The organism is Candidatus Thalassolituus haligoni, from assembly GCF_041222825.1.
Taxonomy (GTDB): Bacteria; Pseudomonadota; Gammaproteobacteria; order Pseudomonadales; family Oceanobacteraceae; genus Oceanobacter; species Oceanobacter antarcticus.
The window spans coordinates 2,295,110-2,317,658 of record NZ_CP139482.1; the positions used below are offsets into that span (position 1 = coordinate 2,295,110).

The 22,549-nt window shown below is 55.5% G+C and carries 15 protein-coding genes; 3 read left to right on the forward strand and 12 right to left on the reverse strand.

What is annotated here, in order from left to right; genetic code table 11:
* The first annotated feature begins 240 nt into the window (after positions 1–240).
* Positions 241–2,058: a cation:proton antiporter gene (locus tag SOJ49_RS10295; protein WP_369854421.1), complete on the forward strand. Its 1,818-nt coding sequence runs from the start codon at positions 241–243 to the stop codon at positions 2,056–2,058.
* 32 nt (positions 2,059–2,090) lie between these two features.
* On the opposite strand, the gene SOJ49_RS10300 is transcribed toward SOJ49_RS10295, so the two are convergent.
* The gene (locus tag SOJ49_RS10300) at positions 2,091–3,203 is read right to left on the reverse strand and encodes a hypothetical protein (protein ID WP_369854422.1); all 1,113 of its coding nucleotides are present in this window, start codon (positions 3,201–3,203) and stop codon (positions 2,091–2,093) included.
* A 136-nt stretch (positions 3,204–3,339) separates the two neighbouring features.
* Entirely contained in the window at positions 3,340–4,266 is a 927-nt protein-coding gene (locus SOJ49_RS10305) for a 2-dehydropantoate 2-reductase (RefSeq protein ID WP_369854423.1), read from the reverse strand.
* Between the two features lie 296 nt (positions 4,267–4,562).
* On the opposite strand from SOJ49_RS10305, the gene katG reads away from it, so the two are divergent.
* Entirely contained in the window at positions 4,563–6,749 is a 2,187-nt protein-coding gene (gene katG / locus SOJ49_RS10310; RefSeq protein WP_369854424.1) for a catalase/peroxidase HPI, read from the forward strand.
* 140 nt (positions 6,750–6,889) lie between these two features.
* On the opposite strand, the gene SOJ49_RS10315 is transcribed toward katG, so the two are convergent.
* From SOJ49_RS10315 to ccoG, 9 genes are all read right to left on the reverse strand, one after another.
* On the reverse strand, positions 6,890–9,067 hold the full coding sequence (locus SOJ49_RS10315; RefSeq protein WP_369854425.1) for a malate synthase G: 2,178 nt from the start codon (positions 9,065–9,067) through the stop codon (positions 6,890–6,892).
* Positions 9,068–9,307: 240 nt separating this feature from the next.
* Positions 9,308–10,369 (reverse strand): FUSC family protein, encoded by a 1,062-nt coding sequence (locus SOJ49_RS10320; RefSeq protein WP_369854426.1) that lies wholly within the window; start codon positions 10,367–10,369, stop codon positions 9,308–9,310.
* A 204-nt stretch (positions 10,370–10,573) separates the two neighbouring features.
* A complete protein-coding gene (locus SOJ49_RS10325) occupies positions 10,574–11,356 on the reverse strand; it encodes a heme ABC transporter ATP-binding protein (protein WP_369854427.1) in 783 nt (260 codons plus the stop codon).
* A complete protein-coding gene (locus SOJ49_RS10330) occupies positions 11,353–12,468 on the reverse strand; it encodes a FecCD family ABC transporter permease (protein ID WP_369854428.1) in 1,116 nt (371 codons plus the stop codon). Before SOJ49_RS10330 ends, SOJ49_RS10325 begins: the two co-directional genes overlap by 4 nt.
* Complete coding sequence (locus SOJ49_RS10335) at positions 12,468–13,409, reverse strand: hemin ABC transporter substrate-binding protein (protein WP_369854429.1); 942 nt, start codon at positions 13,407–13,409, stop codon at positions 12,468–12,470. Before SOJ49_RS10335 ends, SOJ49_RS10330 begins: the two co-directional genes overlap by 1 nt.
* Positions 13,409–14,503, reverse strand: coding sequence for a hemin-degrading factor (locus SOJ49_RS10340; protein WP_369854430.1), 1,095 nt, complete (start codon positions 14,501–14,503; stop codon positions 13,409–13,411). The genes SOJ49_RS10335 and SOJ49_RS10340 overlap by 1 nt, the downstream gene beginning before the upstream one ends.
* A 2-nt stretch (positions 14,504–14,505) precedes the next feature.
* Positions 14,506–15,648, reverse strand: coding sequence for an HmuY family protein (locus SOJ49_RS10345; RefSeq protein ID WP_369854431.1), 1,143 nt, complete (start codon positions 15,646–15,648; stop codon positions 14,506–14,508).
* Positions 15,649–15,795: 147 nt separating this feature from the next.
* Positions 15,796–17,967: a TonB-dependent receptor plug domain-containing protein gene (locus tag SOJ49_RS10350; RefSeq protein WP_369854432.1), complete on the reverse strand. Its 2,172-nt coding sequence runs from the start codon at positions 17,965–17,967 to the stop codon at positions 15,796–15,798.
* 292 nt (positions 17,968–18,259) lie between these two features.
* The gene (ccoG, locus tag SOJ49_RS10355; RefSeq protein WP_369854433.1) at positions 18,260–19,654 is read right to left on the reverse strand and encodes a cytochrome c oxidase accessory protein CcoG; all 1,395 of its coding nucleotides are present in this window, start codon (positions 19,652–19,654) and stop codon (positions 18,260–18,262) included.
* Positions 19,655–19,841: 187 nt separating this feature from the next.
* Here ccoG and SOJ49_RS10360 point away from each other — a divergent pair, with 187 nt between their 5' ends.
* The gene (locus SOJ49_RS10360; RefSeq protein ID WP_369854434.1) at positions 19,842–21,317 is read left to right on the forward strand and encodes a PLP-dependent aminotransferase family protein; all 1,476 of its coding nucleotides are present in this window, start codon (positions 19,842–19,844) and stop codon (positions 21,315–21,317) included.
* An 86-nt stretch (positions 21,318–21,403) separates the two neighbouring features.
* Here SOJ49_RS10360 and SOJ49_RS10365 read toward each other — a convergent pair whose 3' ends face one another.
* Positions 21,404–22,513 (reverse strand): DUF1513 domain-containing protein, encoded by a 1,110-nt coding sequence (locus SOJ49_RS10365; RefSeq protein ID WP_369854435.1) that lies wholly within the window; start codon positions 22,511–22,513, stop codon positions 21,404–21,406.
* Positions 22,514–22,549: the final 36 nt, after the last annotated feature.

The following is a 22,549-nucleotide window of genomic DNA, read 5'->3' on the forward strand; positions in this document are numbered from 1 at the left end:
CGTGTTTTATAATTGGAGGCTGATTGGCTCGAACCGGCGTTGGTTTTTGATAACGGCCGGATAATTGAAGCAGAAGTGTGGTACTCCTTCAAACTAAAAAAGATAACGGTATAACTTGAGGTTGTTGGCACAACAACGCTGGCGACTCGACCCTCCTGCAGGCACTATGCGGATCAACCGCTGCTATCATCGTTAACAACAGTGCTGATATAGCCCGACCTGTCGCCCAAGGAGTCACCCATGGAAACCAGCCTGATGCTGGCCCTGATCGCATTTGTCGCACTGGTTTGCCAATGGCTGGCCTGGCGCAGCAACCTGCCCGCTATCCTGTTTTTGCTACTGGCCGGTTTGCTTGCTGGCCCCGTCAGCGGTGTGCTGGATCCAGACATGATGTTTGGCGACCTGCTGTTTCCACTGGTTTCTGTCTGTGTCGCCATCATTCTGTTTGAAGGCAGCCTGACGCTCGACCTTGCCGAAATACGTTCTCAGCGTACGGTAGTCAGACGTTTAATTACCCTCGGTGCATTGGTGACCTGGGTAATCGTTACCTGTGCTACCCACTGGCTGTTTGCGCTTGAATGGTCGATCAGCGTGTTATTTGGTGCTCTCACCGTTGTGACCGGCCCGACCGTTATCATGCCGATGCTTCGAACCGTCAGACCCCGTGCCGAACTGGGTAACATCTTGCGCTGGGAAGGCATACTGATTGATCCCATCGGCGCGTTACTGGTGGTGGTGGTGTATGAATTTATCGCCGCCCAGAACCAGGCAGCCGGGGTCGGCAGTGGCCTGCTTGCTTTTGTTGAGGTACTGCTTTCAGGCACCGTGCTAGGACTGGCATGTGGCTGGCTGACTGGCGTTGCCCTGGCACGCCGTTGGCTGCCGGAATATCTGCAAAATCTGGCCGTACTGGCCGCTGTCTTGCTGGCCTTCACCGTTGCCAACCATCTGGCCCACGAATCCGGGCTATTGGCGGTCACCCTGATGGGGATGTGGCTCGCCAATCAGAAGCACTTGCGGCTGGCAGAAATCCTGCATTTCAAGGAAAACCTTACCCTGCTACTGATCAGCGGTCTGTTTATCTTGCTGGCGGCACGACTGGACATGACAGCAGTCAGCCAGCTTGGATGGGCACCGCTGATCTTGCTGGCGGTGATGCAGTTTATCGCCAGGCCGCTCACTATTTGGTTATCCGCCATCGGTAGCGACCTGAACTGGAAAGACAAGGCACTGCTGGCCTGGATCGCGCCACGAGGAATTGTTGCAGCAGCGGTCTCCGCCCTGTTTGCGATCAAATTGCAGCATCAGGGTGTTGACGGCGCAGCGGTGCTGGTGCCGCTGACATTTTGTGTGATTTTTGGCACTGTGGTTTTTCAGAGCGCAACGGCGCGACCCGTTGCTCGCTGGCTCGGCGTGGTAGAACCACCTGCCAACGGCATTCTGTTGCTGGGAGCGAACCCGATTGCCCGTGCCATCGCCAGCGAGCTGACCAAACAGAATATCCGGGTACTGCTGGCCGACTCCAGCTACGACAATATCCAGCGTGCCCGCATGGCAGGTTTGCCGGTCTTTTATGGTAGCCCGATGTCGGACTACGCCAGTGACCGACTTGATTTGGCCGGACTTGGCAAGCTGATGGCGCTGTCACCCGATAACCACCTCAACACCGTCGCCTGCATGCACTTCCGTGATGAATTCGGCTTTGAGCGCGTCTTTGCCCTGCATAGCAAGGTATTGGCACAAAAGGAATCGGGAACCAATAATCAACGCCATAAAACCAAACATCACAGCGCTGCAGAACAACGCGGATTGCCGTTATTTGATGCCGAGTTGAGTTACGGCAAGTTCGCCAGCCTGCTATCCCAAGGGGCTGAATTAAAAACCACCCGACTGACGGACACCTTCGATTTTGCCGCCTTTAAAGCACAAAATGCCGACCGGTCGTATTGGCTGCTGGCCATCACCCCGGAAGGCAAAGTCCGCATGAAAGTGGCCGATCAGGAACTCTGCCCCGAATCAGGATGGCGGCTGATCAGCCTGTGCAAGCCGGAAACCTGAAAAATATCCCGATGCAGCTTACCCTCTGAGCGCTACCAGCTGAAGCGCAGCCCGGCAGACACATCCAGATCGCGGGCAAAGCCGGAGCGGATGTCGTCACTGGCGATGGCAAGCTGCAGCCAGCGATGACTGAACGACAGCCCCAGCTGGGCGGTGCTGTAAACCGCCGCACCCAGCTCGATACCGCTGACCGGCTGCCAATGCTTTTCAATACCCAGGCGGTCGTAATCGCCGTGATGATAGACCAGAACACGAGCCTGCCAGGGCAGATAATTAACAGCGATACGAGTCGTCGGCCGCAGCCGGGCAACAAACGCCTCCTCTCCCGACTTGCCCGATGCCGTTGCTGAACTGCTGCACACCGGCAACGATGGCGAATTAAAATTGATACAAGCGCGGGTATAACCGGAATCTGCCAATTGCCAACGGTTCAGAATATCCTGCAACTGTAACGATAGCCGCCAGCGTTCGCCATCAGACCATTCACTGGCCAGATCCAGGCTCAGCCCCCAGCCATGGGACGGATCAATCTCATAGGCGAGAATCTTGTCTTCACTGAAATGGTAATCCAGCGTTGCCGAAGCCGTTTCGGTTGCACCACCTTCGGCGACCCCCGCCAGCGAACCAAACTGCCACTCCGACACCCGATACAACGCCAATGCCGGAGTCACGGACCAGCGCCCGACGATACCCAGGGCAGCGCTGTCCAGCTGCCACTCCGCACCGGTTCGTACGCCACTGGCGACCAGCATCCGGGCATCAAGTGCCAGTGCCTCATTTGCATCCAGCTCACTGCCCTGTTCAAGTGAATAATAATAACGGGACATGCCCCTGGAAAATGACAAGTCGTAATGCCAGCGCCGTTCCCACTCAACAAAACTGCGCTGCAAGCCGTTCCCGTCAGCCAAGTGCATTGAAGCACCCAGCGTGACACGGGCATCGGCATAGGCATACTCCCCGGCTTCAAATGGCCCATCCCAACCACTGACCATATCCAATACCGGTACAGGTTCGGAGCTGGACACCAGCGTAACCGAGGAATACACCACATCAGCGACGGCGGTTTTTACCGTAACAGCCAATAACAAAGCGGCAGCAACAAAACAAGAACAACAACGTACAGGGACAGACACAGGCACAGACATAAAAAGCCACCGCCGAAAGGAAGCTGCCATTGGAACAAAGACCGGGCGGCGGCAACAGATCTGATAGACAAAAACAGACAGTTTTATCGCGATGTCTGCAGCAGGCAACCATACGAGCCAGCCTTACTACTGGACACTACCCAAGCCTGGCACTGTAGGTTTGCAATACCGCATGGGCGACCTTCAGATTGGGTGCTGCCATACCCGCCGCCTCCGCCCGTCGTAACATATCACCCACCAGGTGTTCACCTTCTACCGGCAACCCCTGTTTCATATCCCGATACATCGAGGCATTAAAAGATGAGTTCGGATTAGTCAGCGTCCGCTGAATACCACTAATGACCTTGTCGGATAACGGATAGCCACTGGCGGCAGCGGTGTCTGTACATTCACGGATGGTTGCCAGCGCAATCTCACCCCCCGCCTCACTCTTCATATAATCCCCTACGGATCCCTGCAACATACAATTCAGGGCGCCCAGCGCTGCCATCAAACAGAACTTCTCCCACATGGCCAAGCCGATATTGGAGCCATCACCAAGCAAAACACCGGCGTCGGCAAACAGTGCATTGATTGCCCCGGCGACAGCGTTCTGTTCAGCCGATCTTGCTCCTATGGTCAGATTACTGCCCGGACTGTTGACCGCCACCGTATTGGCATCGGCCAGCGTTGCCACGGTTTTGGCGATACCGCCCAAAACCCGCGCCGCGCCGAACTCGGCATCCAGCACATCGAGCTGTCGAATACCGTTCAGCAAGGGCAATATCAGCGTCTGTTCCAATACCACTGGCCGAATATTCTCAATCACACTGGCCAGGGCATACGCCTTGTTGGTGAGCACAATCAGATCGAACACCGGCTTTGTGGCCGCCAGCTGGATCGCAGTGCAGCAGCACGGCTGAAAACTGAAGGCGTTATCTGGCAGCTGTACTGTCAAACCGCCAGCCGCCAGCTCAGCCAAGCGGTGCTCACGCACCAGATAGGTCACGGCTACGCCCTGGCGCTGCAACAGACCACCAAATAACCCGCCGATTGCGCCTGCACCTACGATCAGAATTCTCATTTCTACTCCGTCCCAACAGTTGTACTGACATACTACACAGCGACCCGAACAGCACGCCAGCAAGACCAATATTCATCAATATTTACTATGAGATTCATTTAACTTAATTGAATGAAATTATAACAAACGTGTCTATAGTGAACACATGGATTGGACAGCAGCCACTGCCAGAAAAATACCCCGGAGGCGAACCTTTCCAGCCAGCAGCATACCAAATACCGTAGCTGCCAGATTTATTTCATCCTGGGTGGTTACCATTGTCCCGACCATCCCATTAGCAGAATCGGAGTCTCATTATGGATAACAAGCAATCTTCTGCGGGCAAATGCCCGGTCATGCATGGCGCAATGACATCCAGCGGTCAAACCAACAGCGATTGGTGGCCTAATGCACTCAACCTCGACATTCTTCACCAGCACGACAGCAAGACCAACCCGTTGGGTGAGGACTTCGACTACGCCGAAGAACTCAAGCAATTGGATGTAGAAGCATTGAAGAGCGACCTGCGTACACTGATGACTGAAAGCCAGGCCTGGTGGCCAGCTGACTGGGGCAGCTATGTCGGCATGTTTGCCCGCGTTGCCTGGCACTCGGCGGGTTCCTACCGTCTGTCGGACGGCCGTGGTGGTGGTGGTGCCGGTAACCAGCGTTTTGCGCCATTAAACTCCTGGCCAGACAACGTCAACACCGACAAGGGTCGTCGCTTGCTGTGGCCGATCAAAAAGAAGTACGGCAACAAGATTTCCTGGGCTGACCTGATACTCCTGTCAGGCACCATAGCTTATGAAGTGGCCGGCTTAAAAATCTACGGCTTCGCTTTTGGCCGCAAGGATATTTGGCATCCCGAAAAAGACACCTATTGGGGGGCAGAAAAAGAATGGCTGGCGCCAAGCGACGGTCGTTATGGCGACGTCGACAAGCCGGACACTATGGAAAACCCGTTGGCCGCAGTGCAAATGGGCCTGATTTACGTCAACCCGGAAGGTGTCAATGGTCAGCCAGACCCATTAAAAACCGCTGCCCAGGTGCGCGAAACCTTCGCCCGCATGGCCATGGATGACGAAGAAACGGCGGCCCTTACCGCCGGTGGTCACACCATCGGCAAATGCCACGGCAACGGTCGCGCCGAAGACCTCAGCCCGGATCCCGAAACTGCCGACGTCGAATACCAGGGCATTGGCTGGATGAACACCAAGGGCCGCAGCATTGGTCGTGACACCGTCGTCAGCGGTATTGAAGGTGCCTGGACCGCCAACCCGACCCAGTGGGACATGGGCTGGTTCGAAATGCTGTTTGGTCACGACTGGGAATTAAAAAAGAGCCCGGCTGGTGCCTGGCAGTGGGAACCGGTCGACATCAACGAAGAAGACATGCCGGTTGACGTGGAAGATTCATCCATCCGTCTCAAACCGATCATGACCGATGCCGACATGGCCATGAAGGTCGACCCGATCTACAACGGCATCTGCCAGAAGTTCATGCAAGACCCGGAATACTTCTCTGCTTGCTTCGCTCGCGCCTGGTTCAAACTGACCCACCGCGACCTTGGCCCGAAAAGCCGTTACATTGGCCCGGACGTACCGGTGGAAGATCTGATCTGGCAAGACCCGATCCCGGCAGTCGACTACACCCTGTCTGATGCCGACATCACCGCGCTTAAAACCACCATTCTGGCCAGCGGCCTGAGTGTCGCGGAACTGGTCGCTACCGCATGGGACAGCGCCCGCACCTACCGCGGTTCCGACTACCGTGGCGGTGCCAACGGTGCCCGTATCCGTCTTGCGCCGCAAAAAGACTGGGAAGGTAACGAACCGGATCGCCTGCAGAAAGTACTCAGCGTCCTGGAAGGTATTCAGGCTGGATTTGGCAAGCCGGTCAGCCTTGCCGACCTGATTGTTCTGGCGGGTAGTGCAGCAGTTGAAAAAGCGGCGCAAGATGCTGGTGTCGACATCAGCGTACCGTTCGCACCGGGTCGTGGTGATGCCACCGACGACATGACCGATGCCGCATCGTTCGACGTGCTGGAGCCCATCCACGATGGTTTCCGTAACTGGGTGAAAAAAGACTACACCGTCAGCGTCGAAGAACTGCTGCTCGACCGTAGCCAGTTAATGGGCCTTACGGCACCGGAAATGACGGTACTGATCGGCGGCATGCGGGTACTGGATACCAACTACGCAGGCACCCGCCACGGCGTATTCACTGATCGCAAAGGTGTATTAAGCAACGACTTTTTCGTCAACCTGACCGATATGGCCTACAACTGGAAACCGGCTGGCAAAAATCTGTACCACATTGTTGATCGCAAGACCGGTGATGTGAAATGGACAGCAACCCGCGTAGACCTGGTGTTTGGCTCCAACTCCATCCTGCGTGCCTACGCCGAAGTGTACGCCCAGGACGACAACCAACAGAAGTTTGTTAAAGACTTCGTCAAAGCCTGGGTCAAGGTGATGAATGCCGACCGTTACGACCTGAAGTAAATACGGAGGCGTAAAGGCAAAACCGCCGGAAGGCCAATAAAAAACGGGAAGGTGGCGACACCTTCCCGTTTTTTATCACACCACACTCAGACAAAGCCTGCGATTGGTGTTTTACGGCGGTTTTACTTACTCGGTTTTACTTACTGTGCGGCCTTGTACTTCAGACGGTAGGCGTGCAGCAAGGGTTCGGTGTAACCACTCGGCTGCTCCTTGCCCTTGAAGATCAGGTCAGACGCAGCCTGGAAGGCAATACCATCCAGTGCCGGTGTCATTGGCGTGTATTCAGCATCACCAGCGTTCTGCCCATCCACGATTGCAGCCATCCGCTTGAGGCTGTCTTCAACCTGTTCTTTGGTACAGATACCGTGGTGCAGCCAGTTCGCCACGTGCTGGGAAGAAATACGCAGAGTGGCGCGGTCTTCCATCAGGCCGACGTTGTTGATATCCGGCACCTTGGAGCAACCAACACCCTGGTTAACCCAGCGCACAACGTAACCCAGAATACCCTGGCAGTTGTTGTCGATCTCACGCTGAATCTGCTCTTCCGTCAGCGCTGCTTGCTGTTCTTCGCTCATCAGCGGGATGGTCAGAATGTCGTCGACTGATGCGAAGGCACGTTGTTTCAGCTCTTCCTGTACCGCGAAGACATCAACCTGGTGGTAGTGCAGCGCGTGCAGAGTGGCAGCCGTCGGTGAAGGAACCCAGGCGGTATTGGCACCGGCTTTTGGATGGCCAATTTTCTGTTCCATCATCTGACCCATTTCATCCGGGATCGCCCACATGCCTTTACCAATCTGGGCGCGACCTTGCAGACCGTACTTCAGACCGGTATCGACGTTCCAGTTTTCATAGCTGTTGATCCACAACTGCTGCTTCATAGTGGTTTTTGGTACGAATGCACCCGCCAACATGGAGGTATGGATTTCATCACCGGTACGATCCAGGAAGCCGGTATTGATGAAGACCACCCGGTCTTTGGCGGAACGGATACACTCTGCCAGGTTAACGGTGGTGCGACGTTCTTCGTCCATGATGCCCATTTTCACGGTAAAGCGCGGCAGACCCAGAACATCTTCCACCCGGCCAAACAGTTCGTTGGCAAACGCCACTTCTTCCGGACCGTGCATTTTCGGTTTTACGATGTTTACCGAACCCGTGGTGCTGTTCTGAAATGGCGCATTGCCGTTCAGGTCATGCATGGCGCACAAGGTCGTTACCATGGCATCCATGATGCCTTCTGGTACTTCGTTGCCGTCTTTGTCGAGCATCGCCGGGTTGGTCATCAAATGACCGACGTTACGGATAAACAGCATCGAGCGGCCTTTCAGCTTCACGGTGTCACCGTTGATAGCGGCATATTCACGATCCGGATTCATACGACGCGTGAAGGTTTTACCGCCCTTGGTCACCTGCTCTTCCAGGTTACCTTGCATCAGGCCCAGCCAGTTGCCATAGGTAATCACCTTGTCTTCGGCATCCACGGCGGCAACCGAGTCTTCACAATCCATGATGGTGGTCAGAGCCGATTCCATCAGAATGTCTTTGACACCTGCTGCATCAGTGGCACCAACCATACTGCTGGAATCAATCTGAAGTTCAAAGTGCAAGCCATTGTTTTCAAAAAGAATCGCGTCAGGTGCTGCAGTATCACCGAGGCAACCTTTCAACTGCGCTGCGTTGGCAAGGCCAGTGGTCGAGCCATCGGCCAGAGTCACTTCCAACTGGCCATCAACGATGACGTAAGCCGTAGTGCCTGCATGGGAACCCGTCGTCAGCGGGATAGCCTGATTCAGGAAATCGCGGGCATAAGCAATCACCTTGTTGCCACGGACTTCGTTGTAGCCTGTGCCCTTTTCTGCGCCACCTTCTTCAGCAATCACATTGGTGCCGTACAGACCATCGTACAGAGATCCCCAACGGGAGTTGGCAGCATTCAGCGCAAAGCGGGCGTTCATGACAGGAACCACCAGCTGCGGGCCAGCCATCTGACCGATTTCCGGCTCGACGTTGCGGGTTTCTGCTTCAAACTGCTCTGCCTGGGGTAACAGGTAGCCAATAGCTTGCAGGAATGCTTTGTATTCTTCCGGGTTGTGTGGCTGACCCTTGCGTTCGGTATGGTACAGGTCGATTTTGGCTTGCAGATCGTCACGCTTGACCAGCAACTCACGGTTTTTTGGTGCCAGATCGTTAACCACCGCATCAAATCCGGCCCAGAAAGTATCGACGTTAACGCCGCTACCAGGAATTGCCTTTTCATTTACGAAGTCATACAGGGCTTGGGCAATCTGAATGCCACCCTTCTGCACGTATCCAGTCATCTTTGGGCCTCTATGGTCATAGTAAACTCCGGGAAAAACACCCAAGGGGTAGCCGGAGCAACTCAGGAGCTGGCGGACTATTTTGCCCGCTTATGTTTATACAGTCGGCGAGTATAGCCGCCTGGCCCACACTCTGATAACCGGTATGAAGGACATACTTGCCATTCATCAAACAAATAAAAGATAACGGTATAAATAAAGGCCCCGCCACCGCCACAAAACAAACTGACACACCATCAATCAGTGCCGGGCTGATCGTTGCTTCAGTACCGTTGTCATACGCGGCACCAGCCAATGTGCAAACACACCACCCAGCGCACCAATCACGCTACCCAGAGAAATATCCAGCAAGCGGGTAAAAACCAGCTCGTTCATTTCCAGGCCATGACTGGCGACTCCGGCAAAAATCACCGTCAGTGGCGTAATAAAAATAACGGCATAACCGTAATTCCTGGGGATCAGCATCTCGATCACAAAACTGAGAATCACGATAGCAGCCGTCAACATCCACGGCCCATCAATCAGCTTGAACAGCAGAAAGGCTAACACCATCCCCACGGCCGTACCGGCTATCCGGTGAATCTTGCGGAGCCAGACCATACGCAAATTGGCACCTTGCATAATCGCCGCACAGGAAATAGGCACCCAGTACGGATTGTGCATACCAATTTCATGGGCAAACCAGTAGCCACCGCCAACAAAGATGCCCATCAAGGCGGAATGCAACACCAGGGTACGGATGCCGTTCTGACTCAGCGGCTGCAAGTCCGCTGCCGCCACCGGTGCCGGAAACAATAACGAATAAACAAACGCAAACAGACAGGTTGCCATACTGCCCATCACCAGCAGACCAATACGCTCAGGAATAGCCGCTGGTTCGTGAGGTACTACCGTCGCGATGGCGGCCAGCATAATAAAAAAGAAATTTCCCGGCGGCGCGATCCTGAAATACCCGGCAACAAGACTGACCAGAAATGCCGTCACCGCCAGCACGGCGGCAGAGACCAACGGATGGACACTGCCCCACAAACCAAGGAAAAAGCAAAACGCGAAACCACACGTACAGGCAGCCAGCGTCAGCATTCGCTGTGCGATACCGGACGTCGGCAGATACAAGATAATGGCCGACCCCATCACCGCCATCAGCCCTTGCTGAAAATTCCCCATCAAGGTGCCTACAAATGCCGGAAAGGCCATACAGATGCCGACCAACAGGCCATATCGATACGGCCTTGAGCTGGGGTTAAGAGCAAACAGGGAGCGTACAAACGAAGCATCGCGGGGGGTTGGCTGGGTTGGCATTCAATGATCCATTAGTGCGTATCAATACACATATTAACAAATCAACGGCCGCAAAACTGCATGATCCGTTGCAAGGCCGTCACGGCAACCAGAATGTCGCCACCAGCAACAATACCCGTCGTTTGATCACCACAAACACTTGCCGTCGATCAGGTCAGTATCGGCCAGCCATGGGTCACCTGTGGAAATCCGTATCACAGTGCGTTAACGGCCTTCGAGCCACTGCTGATTAACACGGGCATATTGTCGCGACAACGTAAGTGACATGTCATAACAAGCAGCCAACGCCTCGGCATCACACAACAGACTGGCATCTCCGGATGCCATTACCCGGCCATCGCGGAGCAGCATTACCCTGTCGGCCCAGGATGCTGCCAGTGCCACATCGTGCATAACAGCCAGCGCACCAATATTAGGGCCGACCATGGCAGCCACCTGATTCATTACCGCATGCTGATGCGCAGGATCCAGAGCCGAGGTGCATTCGTCAAGCAACAGATACGCTTGCTGACCACCGGATGGATATTGATAGTGCCAGAGCTGCAACAGCACCCGAGCCAGCTGCACGCGCTGCTTTTCACCGCCAGAAAGCTGGGGGTAAAGACGATTCCGCAAATGATGTACTTCCGTTGCTTTCATAACGTCCTGCTGCCAATCCAGGGTCTGCTGCTCATCCCCCCAGGGCGAACGCCCCATGGCCACCACCTGCCACACACGAAATGGAAACGCCAGTTCAACCTGTTGCGGCATCACCGCGATACGCTGCGCCCGTTGCCCCGGCAGCAAATCAGCCAGGTTGTCTGCCCCCAACCACACCTCCCCGCCATAATCGCTGTTTTCACCGCACAGACACGACAGCAAGGTTGACTTGCCAGCCCCGTTGGCACCCAGAATGGCCAGCTTTTCTCCGCTGCACAGCACCATGGAGGCAGATTCCAACAACGAGCAGCGTCCTTTTACCACCGACAGTGAATCAGCCCGTATCATCGTCGCTGACCGCCAGTCTGCTGTACTAACAACAACAGAAAGATTGGCCCACCCAGCAACGCCATCACCAGACCAACAGGCAAGTCGGCCGGTGCCATCCAGGTTCGGGCCAGCGTATCCGCCACCAATAAAAGTAATGCTCCACCCAGCGCCGACGCCGGAATCAGACCACGATGGTCAGACCCCATGACCATACGCAGCAAATGGGGAACGACCAGACCAACAAAACCGATAATCCCGGTGACAGCCACCCCGGCCCCCACCATCAGTGCTGCAAACGCCAACAACCAGCGTTTTGATCGCTGCACATCAAAACCCAGGTGTATCGCCACCTGCTCGCCCATCAGCAAGGCATTCAGTAGCCGCCGATAACGCAAGCTCAACAGCAGTGGCACCCCAATCAGCCCAGCCAGAGCCATCACATCCTGCCAACGACCGCTGGCCAGACTACCCATTGACCAAAACGTCATATCCCGCAGTTGCTGATCGTTTGCGGCATAGGTCAGCACCCCGGTCGCCGCTCCCGCCAGCACATTGATTGCCACACCGGCCAACAACAGCATACCAACCTGGGTTTGGCCGCCACGGGTACCCAACCGGTAAATCACCAACGTCACTCCCAGACCACCCATAAACGCCGCCAGCGGCAAAGCCAGCGGCCCGGTCAGTGAAACCCAGCCAGACAACAAGGATTGATTCAACACAATCACTGCGACCGCCGCCAACGCTGCACCACTGGATACACCGATCAGCCCAGGATCCGCCAGCGGATTACGAAACACCCCCTGGGTGATAACCCCTGCCACCGCCAGACCGGCTCCCACAATCATCGCCAGCAAGGCCCGAGGCAAACGTAACTCACGGACAACCCAGTCATTGGCAGACCCGGTCGGGGCCATACTGAGAGCCTGTCGAAGGCTGAACCAGACGTCAGTAATGGCAATAGACACCGGCCCAACCGTCAGGCCAAACAGAAAAACCACGACCAGCATCATACCCAGCCCCAGCAACACCAGCCGCTGACTGCCCGCGCCATAAGCCGACAACGACGCTCGACAACTGAATACGGCATCACTCAGCCGACGGGAATAAACCAGAGTGCGTGGCATCATCACATTCCTACAGCATGCTGTTTGCGAGCAATTTCAAACTGGCCCGAACGAGGATAAAGCAACGCCATCAGCTGCTGCATGGCCTCTGGCAAGCGCGGGCCAAAACCCAGCATCAAACTGACGTCCACCGAAAAAATACGATCATGCTGGCTTGCCGGAGTCATCGCCAGGGATTGCAAGACGGCTGTCGGCACTGCGGCTGCGCCGACTTGCGCCACAAAGACAACCTCAGGTGCGGCTTGCAGGGCACCTTCAGCACTGACCGGTTTATAACCGCTGTAACTCATCGCATTAGCGGCCCCCACCAGCTTCAGCATCGCATCGGCCTGGGTATTCTCGCCCGCAGCCATCATGCCTCGGCCACCAGCACCCAACAGAAACATCACCTGCGGGATCTCCTGCGGAGAGTCATTAACCGGTATTTGCTGTAGCAGCTCACGACTACGGGAGTCGATACGCTGCACCAGCGCCCGCCCTTCGGCCTCCTTACCAAGCGCCTCAGCAACCGAGGTAATCTTGTCGAGCACACCCTGCAATGAATAATTATTATCCACCCGGACAATCCGCACCCCGGCCTGCCGTAGCTGGGTAAATACCACCTCTGGGCCTGCGGCCTGCGTTGTCAGTACCAGGTCAGGCTGCATCGACAATATCCCTTCTGCCGAAAGCTGGCGCATATACCCGACATCGGGCAATTCAGTTGCCGCCTTAGGAAAACGACTGGTGGTATCCACCGCCACCAGCCGATCCTGGGCACCGAGCTGATAAATAATTTCGGTAATGGAACCATCAATGCTGACTACCCGCCGAGGCGTATCAACCGCACCATGCTTGTTATCGTCGTCAGCCCACGTCGGGGGAGAACACACGACCAGCAAACAACCCAGCCACCCAGCCACCACCGGCAGGACACATCCTGACAACACTCGCAGTTTAGCCATCAGGCGACTCCTTCTTGCTCCAGTACGTACTGCTGCTGCAACTCATCCAGCACAAAACGCCAGCCAGCCAACTCCTGCTGACCATTTTTACGTTCACCGAACATCAACGCCAGCTGGTTACCTTCCTGGTCGTACAGCTCCAGCGAGCTGACAATACCGTCCACTGTTGGTTTTCGTACCAGCCAGATCTGATCAATCAAGGTGAGTCTGGCGTGCAAACTAAACGTGTCATCCAGAATATTGAACCATTCACCAGTACGCACCAGATTGATCACCGGGCCGGTATGAATCTGGATTACACCATCGCTGCCAACAAACAACATGATCGACAGACCCACATCACGCGCCATCTCCAGGGCGGCGACAAATGCGTCCGGGGCCAATGCCCGCGCGTATTCCGTACCGATGACGTCATAGGCCGCGATTCGGCTCAGACCATATTTTTTCAATAACGCCTGAAAATGATGGACATCCTGCAGCGCTGACCAGTCTTGCCGCAAGGCCGTGACATCCAGGTCGGGCAAGGGAGCAGCATCGTTCGCGGCTGGCGCTGGCTCCACAACCATACCCGGGGTTTGAGCGGTGCTCTGGAACCGCTCCAGCAACTGAAAATACTGATCCAGATCCGAGGCGTCCGTCAGGTAGATTTTATGGATCGCGTCACCCTGAGCATTAAAGAACTGCAAGCTGCGGCGTACACCGGCGGTGGTTTCCGCTGCCACATCCTCAACCGCAAACCCATGGACAAAGCGGCTGAAAAAAATCCGCAGGTCAATTACCCCCAACGCCAGGCCCATATTGCCATTCACCGTCAGCCCCTGATATTGCCCGGTCTTCTCGTGCACCATGGCGTCATTACGAGTCAGCGCCATGACTTCGCCAAGCAACTCAATGTCGCGTAACAAGCGTTTGAAATCCCCTTCCAGACGCACGACCCGCCCTACTGATGGATTTTGTCCTATACGAGTGGTCAGCAACTCCCCTTCACTCACCCCCAAACGTAACGCCGCATCGCGGATACGTAATTTGGGTTCTTGCTGACACAGCATTTGCCATTGCCCGGACAACGCCTGAATACCGGTTACATTTGTCATGATTACTCTCCTGTCGACATCAACTGAAAACGGATTTCCGGACTGCCAGAAGCACCCAGACTGTAGTAGTCCGCCACTTGCAGGGTAAAATAATCAGCACTGTCATCCGTGCTATCGAGGTCAATCAGATAGGTGCGAAAGTTTGGCCACAACAAATGGCCTTCGTTAAGGTTGTAGGCATACCAGCTGTTGTCAGTAAACGGATTGGAACTGCTGTCGGCAGCGTAGTGCGCCGAGATATCGTAACTGTCAACCATCGTGGCGCTGGTATAAGCCGCCAGCTCTGTTGCCTCGATCGTGCCAAACACCGCGCCACTGCCAGCGCCGTAAACACCGCCATTAGTCCAGATATTGACCGCCCGAGTCGCAGTATCAATTTCATAACGAAGATCCCAATCACTGCCAGCATCATCGCAGTCCACCTCGGCCACAGCATCCAGATCCAGACACAACACCGTGGCATCGGTTGCCAGAGTCGCGCTGACCGTTTGTTCAGGCCCGGCAAACTGCACCGTGTCCGCCGCCTGAGAGGTAAAGCGAACCGTAATATCCGTGTAATTAGCCACATCCAGAAACACCTTGCTGTAAGTGCTGCCATCAGCATGACGCAACAGCCAGCCAACCGAGGTATTCGCCGCAATCTGGTGTGTAGTGGCATCGTAGACATACCAGTCCGACCAGGCCGGTTCATTGGCATCGGTACTGAAGCTCAAGGCTGTTGCGTCATAACTGACGGTCAGCGCTTCAGCCTCGGTATCGGCAACAGCATTGGTAAAGACCGATACATCAGCATCACCTTCCGAGTCGTAAAATTCTTCCTGGGCGTCAGCCAGCGCTACCTGAACAGTACCACTGCCGGAAACACCGCCATTCAGCTTGATGGCAGTACGGCGGAAAGCCAGTTGCCAGTCCGTCGAGGTGGCAGCCTCTACATCGGTCAAATCCAGCACGTCACCGGTCGCCAGGCTGACGTACTGCCAGGCATCATAATCGGCGGCGTTGATTTTCAGACTGGTGTAACTAACATCGGACTCGTCGGAATCTCCCGTCGATGCATCATTATCATTGTCGTCGCTGCTGCTACCGCAACTGGCCAGCAGCATTGCGGCAACCAGTACCGAAAGAGATTGATAGCGCTGTTTCATACACACTCCTTGAATAGCGTTGGTGTTATTGGATTGTTTTCATCGTCATTCCGATGGCCACAGGCATGGCCATATGCCGGTGACCACAGGCGCTGTCATTCACATCAGCGGATAGCGGATACAGCGCCAGTTATGGATCAGGATGGGTCAAAAGGTCAGTTCAACCCCCAGGTATGGAAAACGCCCGGTGGATGGCCGTCGGTCATAGGAATCACGGGGATCGCGGACGCTGTCAGCAAGATTATTGACCCCGGCATACCAACGCAGCGTCGGACTGAGACGCCAGTCACCTTTCAAATCCCATTGCCAATAGCCTGGCGACATGTGGTTCGCCGTACCGGCAGAGGAATCGGCAACTTCGGTATAAGAGGCACCGACGTACTCCGAGATCAGCGTCAGGCCAAGATCCGCAGAGACATCCCACAGCCACAACCCCTGAATATGATGACGCGAGCGATTCACCAGGGCTGCGCCGATTTCCAGATCACGGGCATCCAGCAACGAGTACGACAGCCGCTGTTGCAGCGCATCGGATATCTGCCACTGGGCCGACACATCCGCACCCCGTGTCATAGCGCTGGCAATATTGCTGTAGCGATAAATCACCACCGTGCCATCCTGCTCGGTCTCCCCCGTCGACACCGCTTCAATCAGATCCTTAATCTGATTGTGAAACGCCGACAACTCCAGGTGCAGGCGCTTGCCGTCGGTAATCATCGCCGACACCTGGACACTGCGAGTGTGTTCGGGCTGCAGCGTCTCGTTACCCAACACCTTGTAGCCATTGATGCTGTGATCAAAAATGTAATAGCGGTTTTTCAGATTCGGGACGCGATAACCAACCCCGATTGATTGACGTGTCTGAAGTTTCCAGTCTGTGCCCGACATCGAGAGCTGCCATTGCTGCCGACTCCCCAGCGTCGGCGATAGATACGGGCCAAAACCGCTGTCGTTCTGCCAGCGGATACCGGGTGACAATTCCAGTTCTTGCAGACCTGAGGCAGCGCCCTTGTCAGCAACGCCATTGTCGATAGACCGCGCCAGCGTCCCCTGCACAAACGCCTCAACACTGCGACGCTGTTCCTCCGGCACTTCATTAGTATCAACCAGGCAATAACCGCTACCCAGCTCAGTCGTGGTGGAGTTGCTGCCCACCCCGGAACAACTCAGTTTCATCTCCTTTTTTTGTTGCTCCAGTTGCTCACCAAAACCCTCCAGCCCCGTGACCAGCTGCAACGCCGTACGACCCAACAACATTCGGGGTGCCTGCCACTGCCCCATCAATTTGTATTGGCTGTAGTCCGCCGAGCGCCAGAGGTTACCGGCAACAATGTCGTCATCCACCGCCAACTGTGCGGTGTCGTCACGTTGCTGCTCATACAACATACTGGCTGACACCTGACCGACAGACAGTGACTGCTCGATATTGGCCGCCAGCCGCCAGCGTTGAAGATCCTCTTCCTTGATCCCGTCCTTATTGCTGGTGGTCAGCCGTCGACCGACCAGATCTTCACGATATTGCTCCACCCGTAGTACGGCATTCCCACCAGCCACCCCTGGCTCTGACGACCCCCAACGCTCCCGCCAGGAAGCCGCCAGAGTGGTTTTGGTGCCGTCAAAGCCATTACTGGTCCAACTGCCATCGTATAAATCGAAATCCGAGCTTTTACGCTGGTCGGCACTGAAACCCAGCTGGCGCGTGTCCGTCAGCGCCAGATCAGCCGCTGCCAGATAATGACGTTGTGGCAACCATTCATCCGACAGCTCCCGCGCCTCACCATAACTACCGGCATCCATCGCCAGCCGCAGCCGTGTCATACCTTCCACGTTCCGGGTAATGATATTGATCACTCCCCCCATCGCGGCGCTGCCATACAACGCCGAAGCAGCGCCTGGCATCATTTCAATATGGTCGATATCCAGCGACGACAGTTGCGACAGATCCACCGTCGACCCGGTTGTCGCCGATACCGGCATGCCATCCACCAGCACCAGCACCCGCTCGCCATCCAACCCCTGAACCTGAACCGCCTCACCGGTTTTACCGTGAATTTCCCGCAGCTGAATGCCTGGAATAACCCGTAACGCATCACGTACATCACGGCTGTGCAAACGCTGGATGGTTGCTTCATCCAGCAGCAAGGTTCGAAAAGGCGTATCGGCCAGGGGTCGTTGGGTACGCGATGCCGTCACCACCAGGGCATCGAGATAAAACACATCGTCTGCAGCCAACGCCGCAGACGCACGCTCCTCCGCCAACGTCACCGCAGAGAGAGAAGCAACCGACAGAAGACCAACCGCCAACCAAGCGAAATGCATTTTTTACCACACCCAAATAGGAATGATGATCATTATCCATAATTATCAATCAAATACAAATGCAAACCACTATCATTTTAATCGAAAGAAAAATAGCTTCCAGCACATTTTCCAGACCCGCTCTCTCACCGAGCCAGAACCTGCGCCACAAGCTCGACCACGGTGAGCAGCCATTGAAAAGAAAACGAAGAAAACGAAGAAAACGAAGAAAACGAAGAAAACGAAGAGAGGAGATGAATAAAACAAGAAAGATCAGCCCTGCAGGGCTGATCCTATAAACCAGTGAGCGCCATTAGTGCCGCCCGACCAGAAAAGTGCTGTTGCGCGTACTGATATGCTTACCCAGCCGAAATTCAAACTGCAGCCGGGTTTTCCCCTGTGCCGGGTTCAGGGCACAAACCCGATAGTTCTGCCAGCTCGCCTGACTCTGCGCCAGGTCGATACCCTCTGGCCCCAGCAACTCAAACTGACCTTCATTAGCACCGACAGCCACCAGCTCCCGCACGATCACCTGAACCTGGGTTTCTCCGGGTACAAAACCTTCCACCTTGAGCCGATAATCGTTACACACAGTGTCGTCCGGGCGAATACTGAACAGTTCGGTGCGGTCGCGCCGAACTTCCACCACCATCGCCGTTGCCTGTGTAAATACCCAGATCACCGCACCAACAGCCATCAGGGCAATGGCCCCGTACCCCAGCAACCGGCCACGGAACAACGGTGACGATTGCCCCTGCAACTGCCGCTCTGACGCAAAGCGAATCAGCCCTGGCGGACGCTCAAGCCGTGCCATAACGCCATCACAGGCATCAATACAGGCACCACAATCAATACAGGCTGCCTGCAAGCCATCACGAATATCAATCCCGGTCGGGCACACCTGTACGCACAAACTGCAATCGACACAATCCCCACCACTACTGTCTTGTCGACGGGCGCTGATACGTGGCTCGCCGCGTGCCGCGTCGTAACTGACGGTACGGGTATCCAGATCAAACATCACACTCTGAAAACGCGAGTACGGGCAGGCATGCAGGCAAATCTTTTCCCGTACCAGTCCGGCATTGGCATAAGTCAGCGCTGCCATAATAATGACCCAGAGCCACACGCCAGAGCCAAATTCCAGCGACACCAGCTCGGCAGTCAGCTCGCGCACAGGCACAAAGTAACCACTGAACGTCGCTGCCGTCGCCAGCGCCACAACCATCCAGACGCCATGTTTAACACCGCGCCGAAGCCAGTCGGTTACTGACAAACCCCGATTCTCCCGTTTGCGCACCACCCGAGCATCGCCTTCGATCAGATGCTCGATACGAATAAACAACCAGGTCCAGACACTTTGCGGACAAGCAAAACCGCACCACACTCGCCCCCAGGCCACCGCAGTAAAAAACAGCAGTGCCGCTGCCGCAATCAACATGCCCGACAACAACGGCAAGTCGTGCCAGCTCAGATTCAGTCCAAACAGAAAAATACGGCGCTCCTGGGACGAAAACAGCACCGCCGGATGCCCATCCCATGGCAGCCAGACCACCAGAAAAAACGCCGCCATCAGCGGCCAGCTCAGCCAACGGCGAAGATTCTGATAATGCCCCGCCATAAGGCGGACATAAAACTTACCGTTCACCTGAGCCATCTTTGTTGTTGACGGCTCAGAGTCGAGCGCCACGATCGGGATGTTTTCCATCGGTTACCTTTATTATCAGCCAGCTATCACAAAGGTCAGATTACGCCGCGAACGCTTTGCGATTCAGGCCTAAAAAACTTATAAACAATAGGGACAGATGAGAAGAGCCGCTTGGCAGCACTGACAGAAACGACTAACAGAAACTACTGACAGAAATTGCTGATAGAAAGCATGATTGGAGAACCGGATGAAACCCGACTTTCGCTACCAGCAACTGGAGCAAACCCTGTTACAGGGAATTGAACAGCAACGCTGGCCACCGGGAACACGCCTGCCCTCCATTCGCACACTGTGCCAGCAACACCAGCTTTCCAAAGCAACGGTTGTCCATGCACTGCAACGACTGGAAGCACGCGGCTTACTGGAAGCAAGACCCAAATCCGGCTACTACGTCAGCCATCGACCCGCCAACCCCAGACTTAGCAACACCAGACCCGCCACCAGCGTGCCAGCGCCCCAGCTCAAGATTGATGCCCCACGCGCGGTCAATGTCAGCGAACTATTTCTCGACATCATGCGCCGCAGCGCGGCCTTCGATCTGCTGCCAGAGCGCAGCTCCGACGACCTGCCACCCGGCATTGTGATATTAAACCGCGCCCTGGGCCGTGCCTTGCGCCGCCAGCGCGGAGATGATTTCCAGTATTACGACGATCCCGCAGGGCTGCCCATGCTACGCGAACAACTGGCTCAGCAACTGCAACGACGTGGCTGCAACCTGACTAACGAGCAACTGTGCATCACCTCCGGCTGTCAGCACGCACTGTTTCTGGCCCTGATGGCCAGTTGCCAAAAAGGCGATGTCGTGGCGGTGGAAGCGCCCGGCTTTTACGGCGTTTTGCAATTACTGCAGCAGCTGCAGTTACAGGCCGTTGAAGTCCCGACTTCAACCACCACCGGTATGGATATCGATGCACTGGAAGTCATACTCCAACGCTGGCCCGTGCGTGCTTGTGTGGTTGCCCCCGCTTTCGCCACACCCGGCGGAGCATTGCTGCCCGACAACGCTCGACAGCAATTACTCAATCTGGCCGAACAGCACAATCTGGCAATTATTGAAGATGATATTTACGCCGACACCGCGTTTAACCGCGTACCCGACCCGCTCAAGGCTCGCGACCTGAGCGGGCGAGTGATGTTATGCAGCTCATTTTCCAAATCCCTGTCACGGGATCTGCGCCTTGGCTGGATCAGCGGTGGCCGCTGGCATGCCGATATTCTGCGACTGAAACTGGTCACCCAGCTGGCCAGCAGCCGTTATCTGCAACAGGGCGTGGCAGACTTCCTCGCCGATGGCAGCTACGCCAGTCATTTGCGACGTCAGCGCTACCAGCTACGGCAGCAACGAGATCAATTGCTGTCTGTACTCAGTCAGTGGCCCGGCGCACCACAGTTCAGCGCACCGGACGGTGGCCTGGCCTTGTGGCTGGAATTGGGAACCGACACGACCAACCCACCGCATTCCCCAAAGCGCCAGATCAACACCCTGGCGCTCTATCCCGAGGCCCTGGCTCATGGCGTCATCATCACACCCGGCCCGCTATTTTCAGCCTCCGGACAATTCACCAACGCCATTCGGTTGAGTTTTGCCCATGCCTGGACAGCGCCACGACGGGCAGCCCTGCAACGACTTTCTTTGCTGCTGAACGGTTCAAGCACTGAATAATTATCCGTTACTCCCTGGCGACAAGAATTAACGAAAAAAACAAAAGAGGGAGAAAATACCGAGAAAAAGAGAAGAAGAGAAAAAGCTCAGACATGCCAGTTAAACAAATGCGACCCAGAGATATAAGCACTATCCACCACCATCTCTGGGGTAGCAAACACATCGGCAGTCGCAATTCTGAGGATTTTCGGCACCCGGTCATAACTGACCAGGAAGTAACGACCATCCGTCGTCAGCGTCGTCCCCCGTGGCCGCGCCAGCGCCAACGAATGCACCATTTTTTGCTCAGCAATCGACCAGAAAGTAATCATATCGGCATCCGGGTGAGTCACCAGCGCAACCCCGGAACGGTTATCAATCACCACACTCAGGGCTTCCCCCGTCATATGATCCACAATCGCTTGTGGCGACGTCATCGACAACATTGGCAAACCCTGCGGACGAATACTGACGCCACCGTTGTCCTTAACACTCATTCCGGTACGCGGGGCCGATACCACCACCAGACTGCCATCGTCGGCGATGGCCACATGCCCGGTATTAATATCTTCACGGGTTAACAACACCCGCTCCAACAGCTGTTGACTGGCAACATCAACAAAACTGACGCAGGGCGCAGCGCCATCAAGAGGCCCACCCGCATTGGTGATCACCAGCGTTTTACCGCTATCAATCAACTTGCACTCGTGCGGCTCCTTGCCAAAAGACGGGAATTCGCCAAGATACGCCAGCGAGTTGGCATCCCGCACCGCCATCACACCATCCAGCCCATCCAGCCGGGTTTCAGTGCTGAACAGCAGCTGGTTGTCGGCAGAATAAACACCATGACCATAAAAATAACGCCCCGGCTGGGACTCAATCACACGGGTAAGCTGCCGAGACACCAGATCCAGCTCACAGGCATGTGGGCCTTTTTTCTCAAACACCGCCAGCCGATTGGGAGATTCCGGGTGCCAATGGATACCGTGTGGATAAAAATCCAGATCAATCAGATCCGTTTGCTGCCGCTGTATATCCACCACCGCCACCACATGACGTTGACCGCTGCCATCCGGCTGGACGAAGCGCCCGCCACCCAACAGCAAGGTGCCGTTACGCTGACTGCAACCAGTGGTTAACAGCGCCGCCATCGACAAGGATGTCGCCGGAACCGTAGTCGCCAGCCAACCGAGCAGAGTACGACGCGATACAGTCATGATTTATCCTCGTTTGGCCAGCAGTTCGTCATCCCA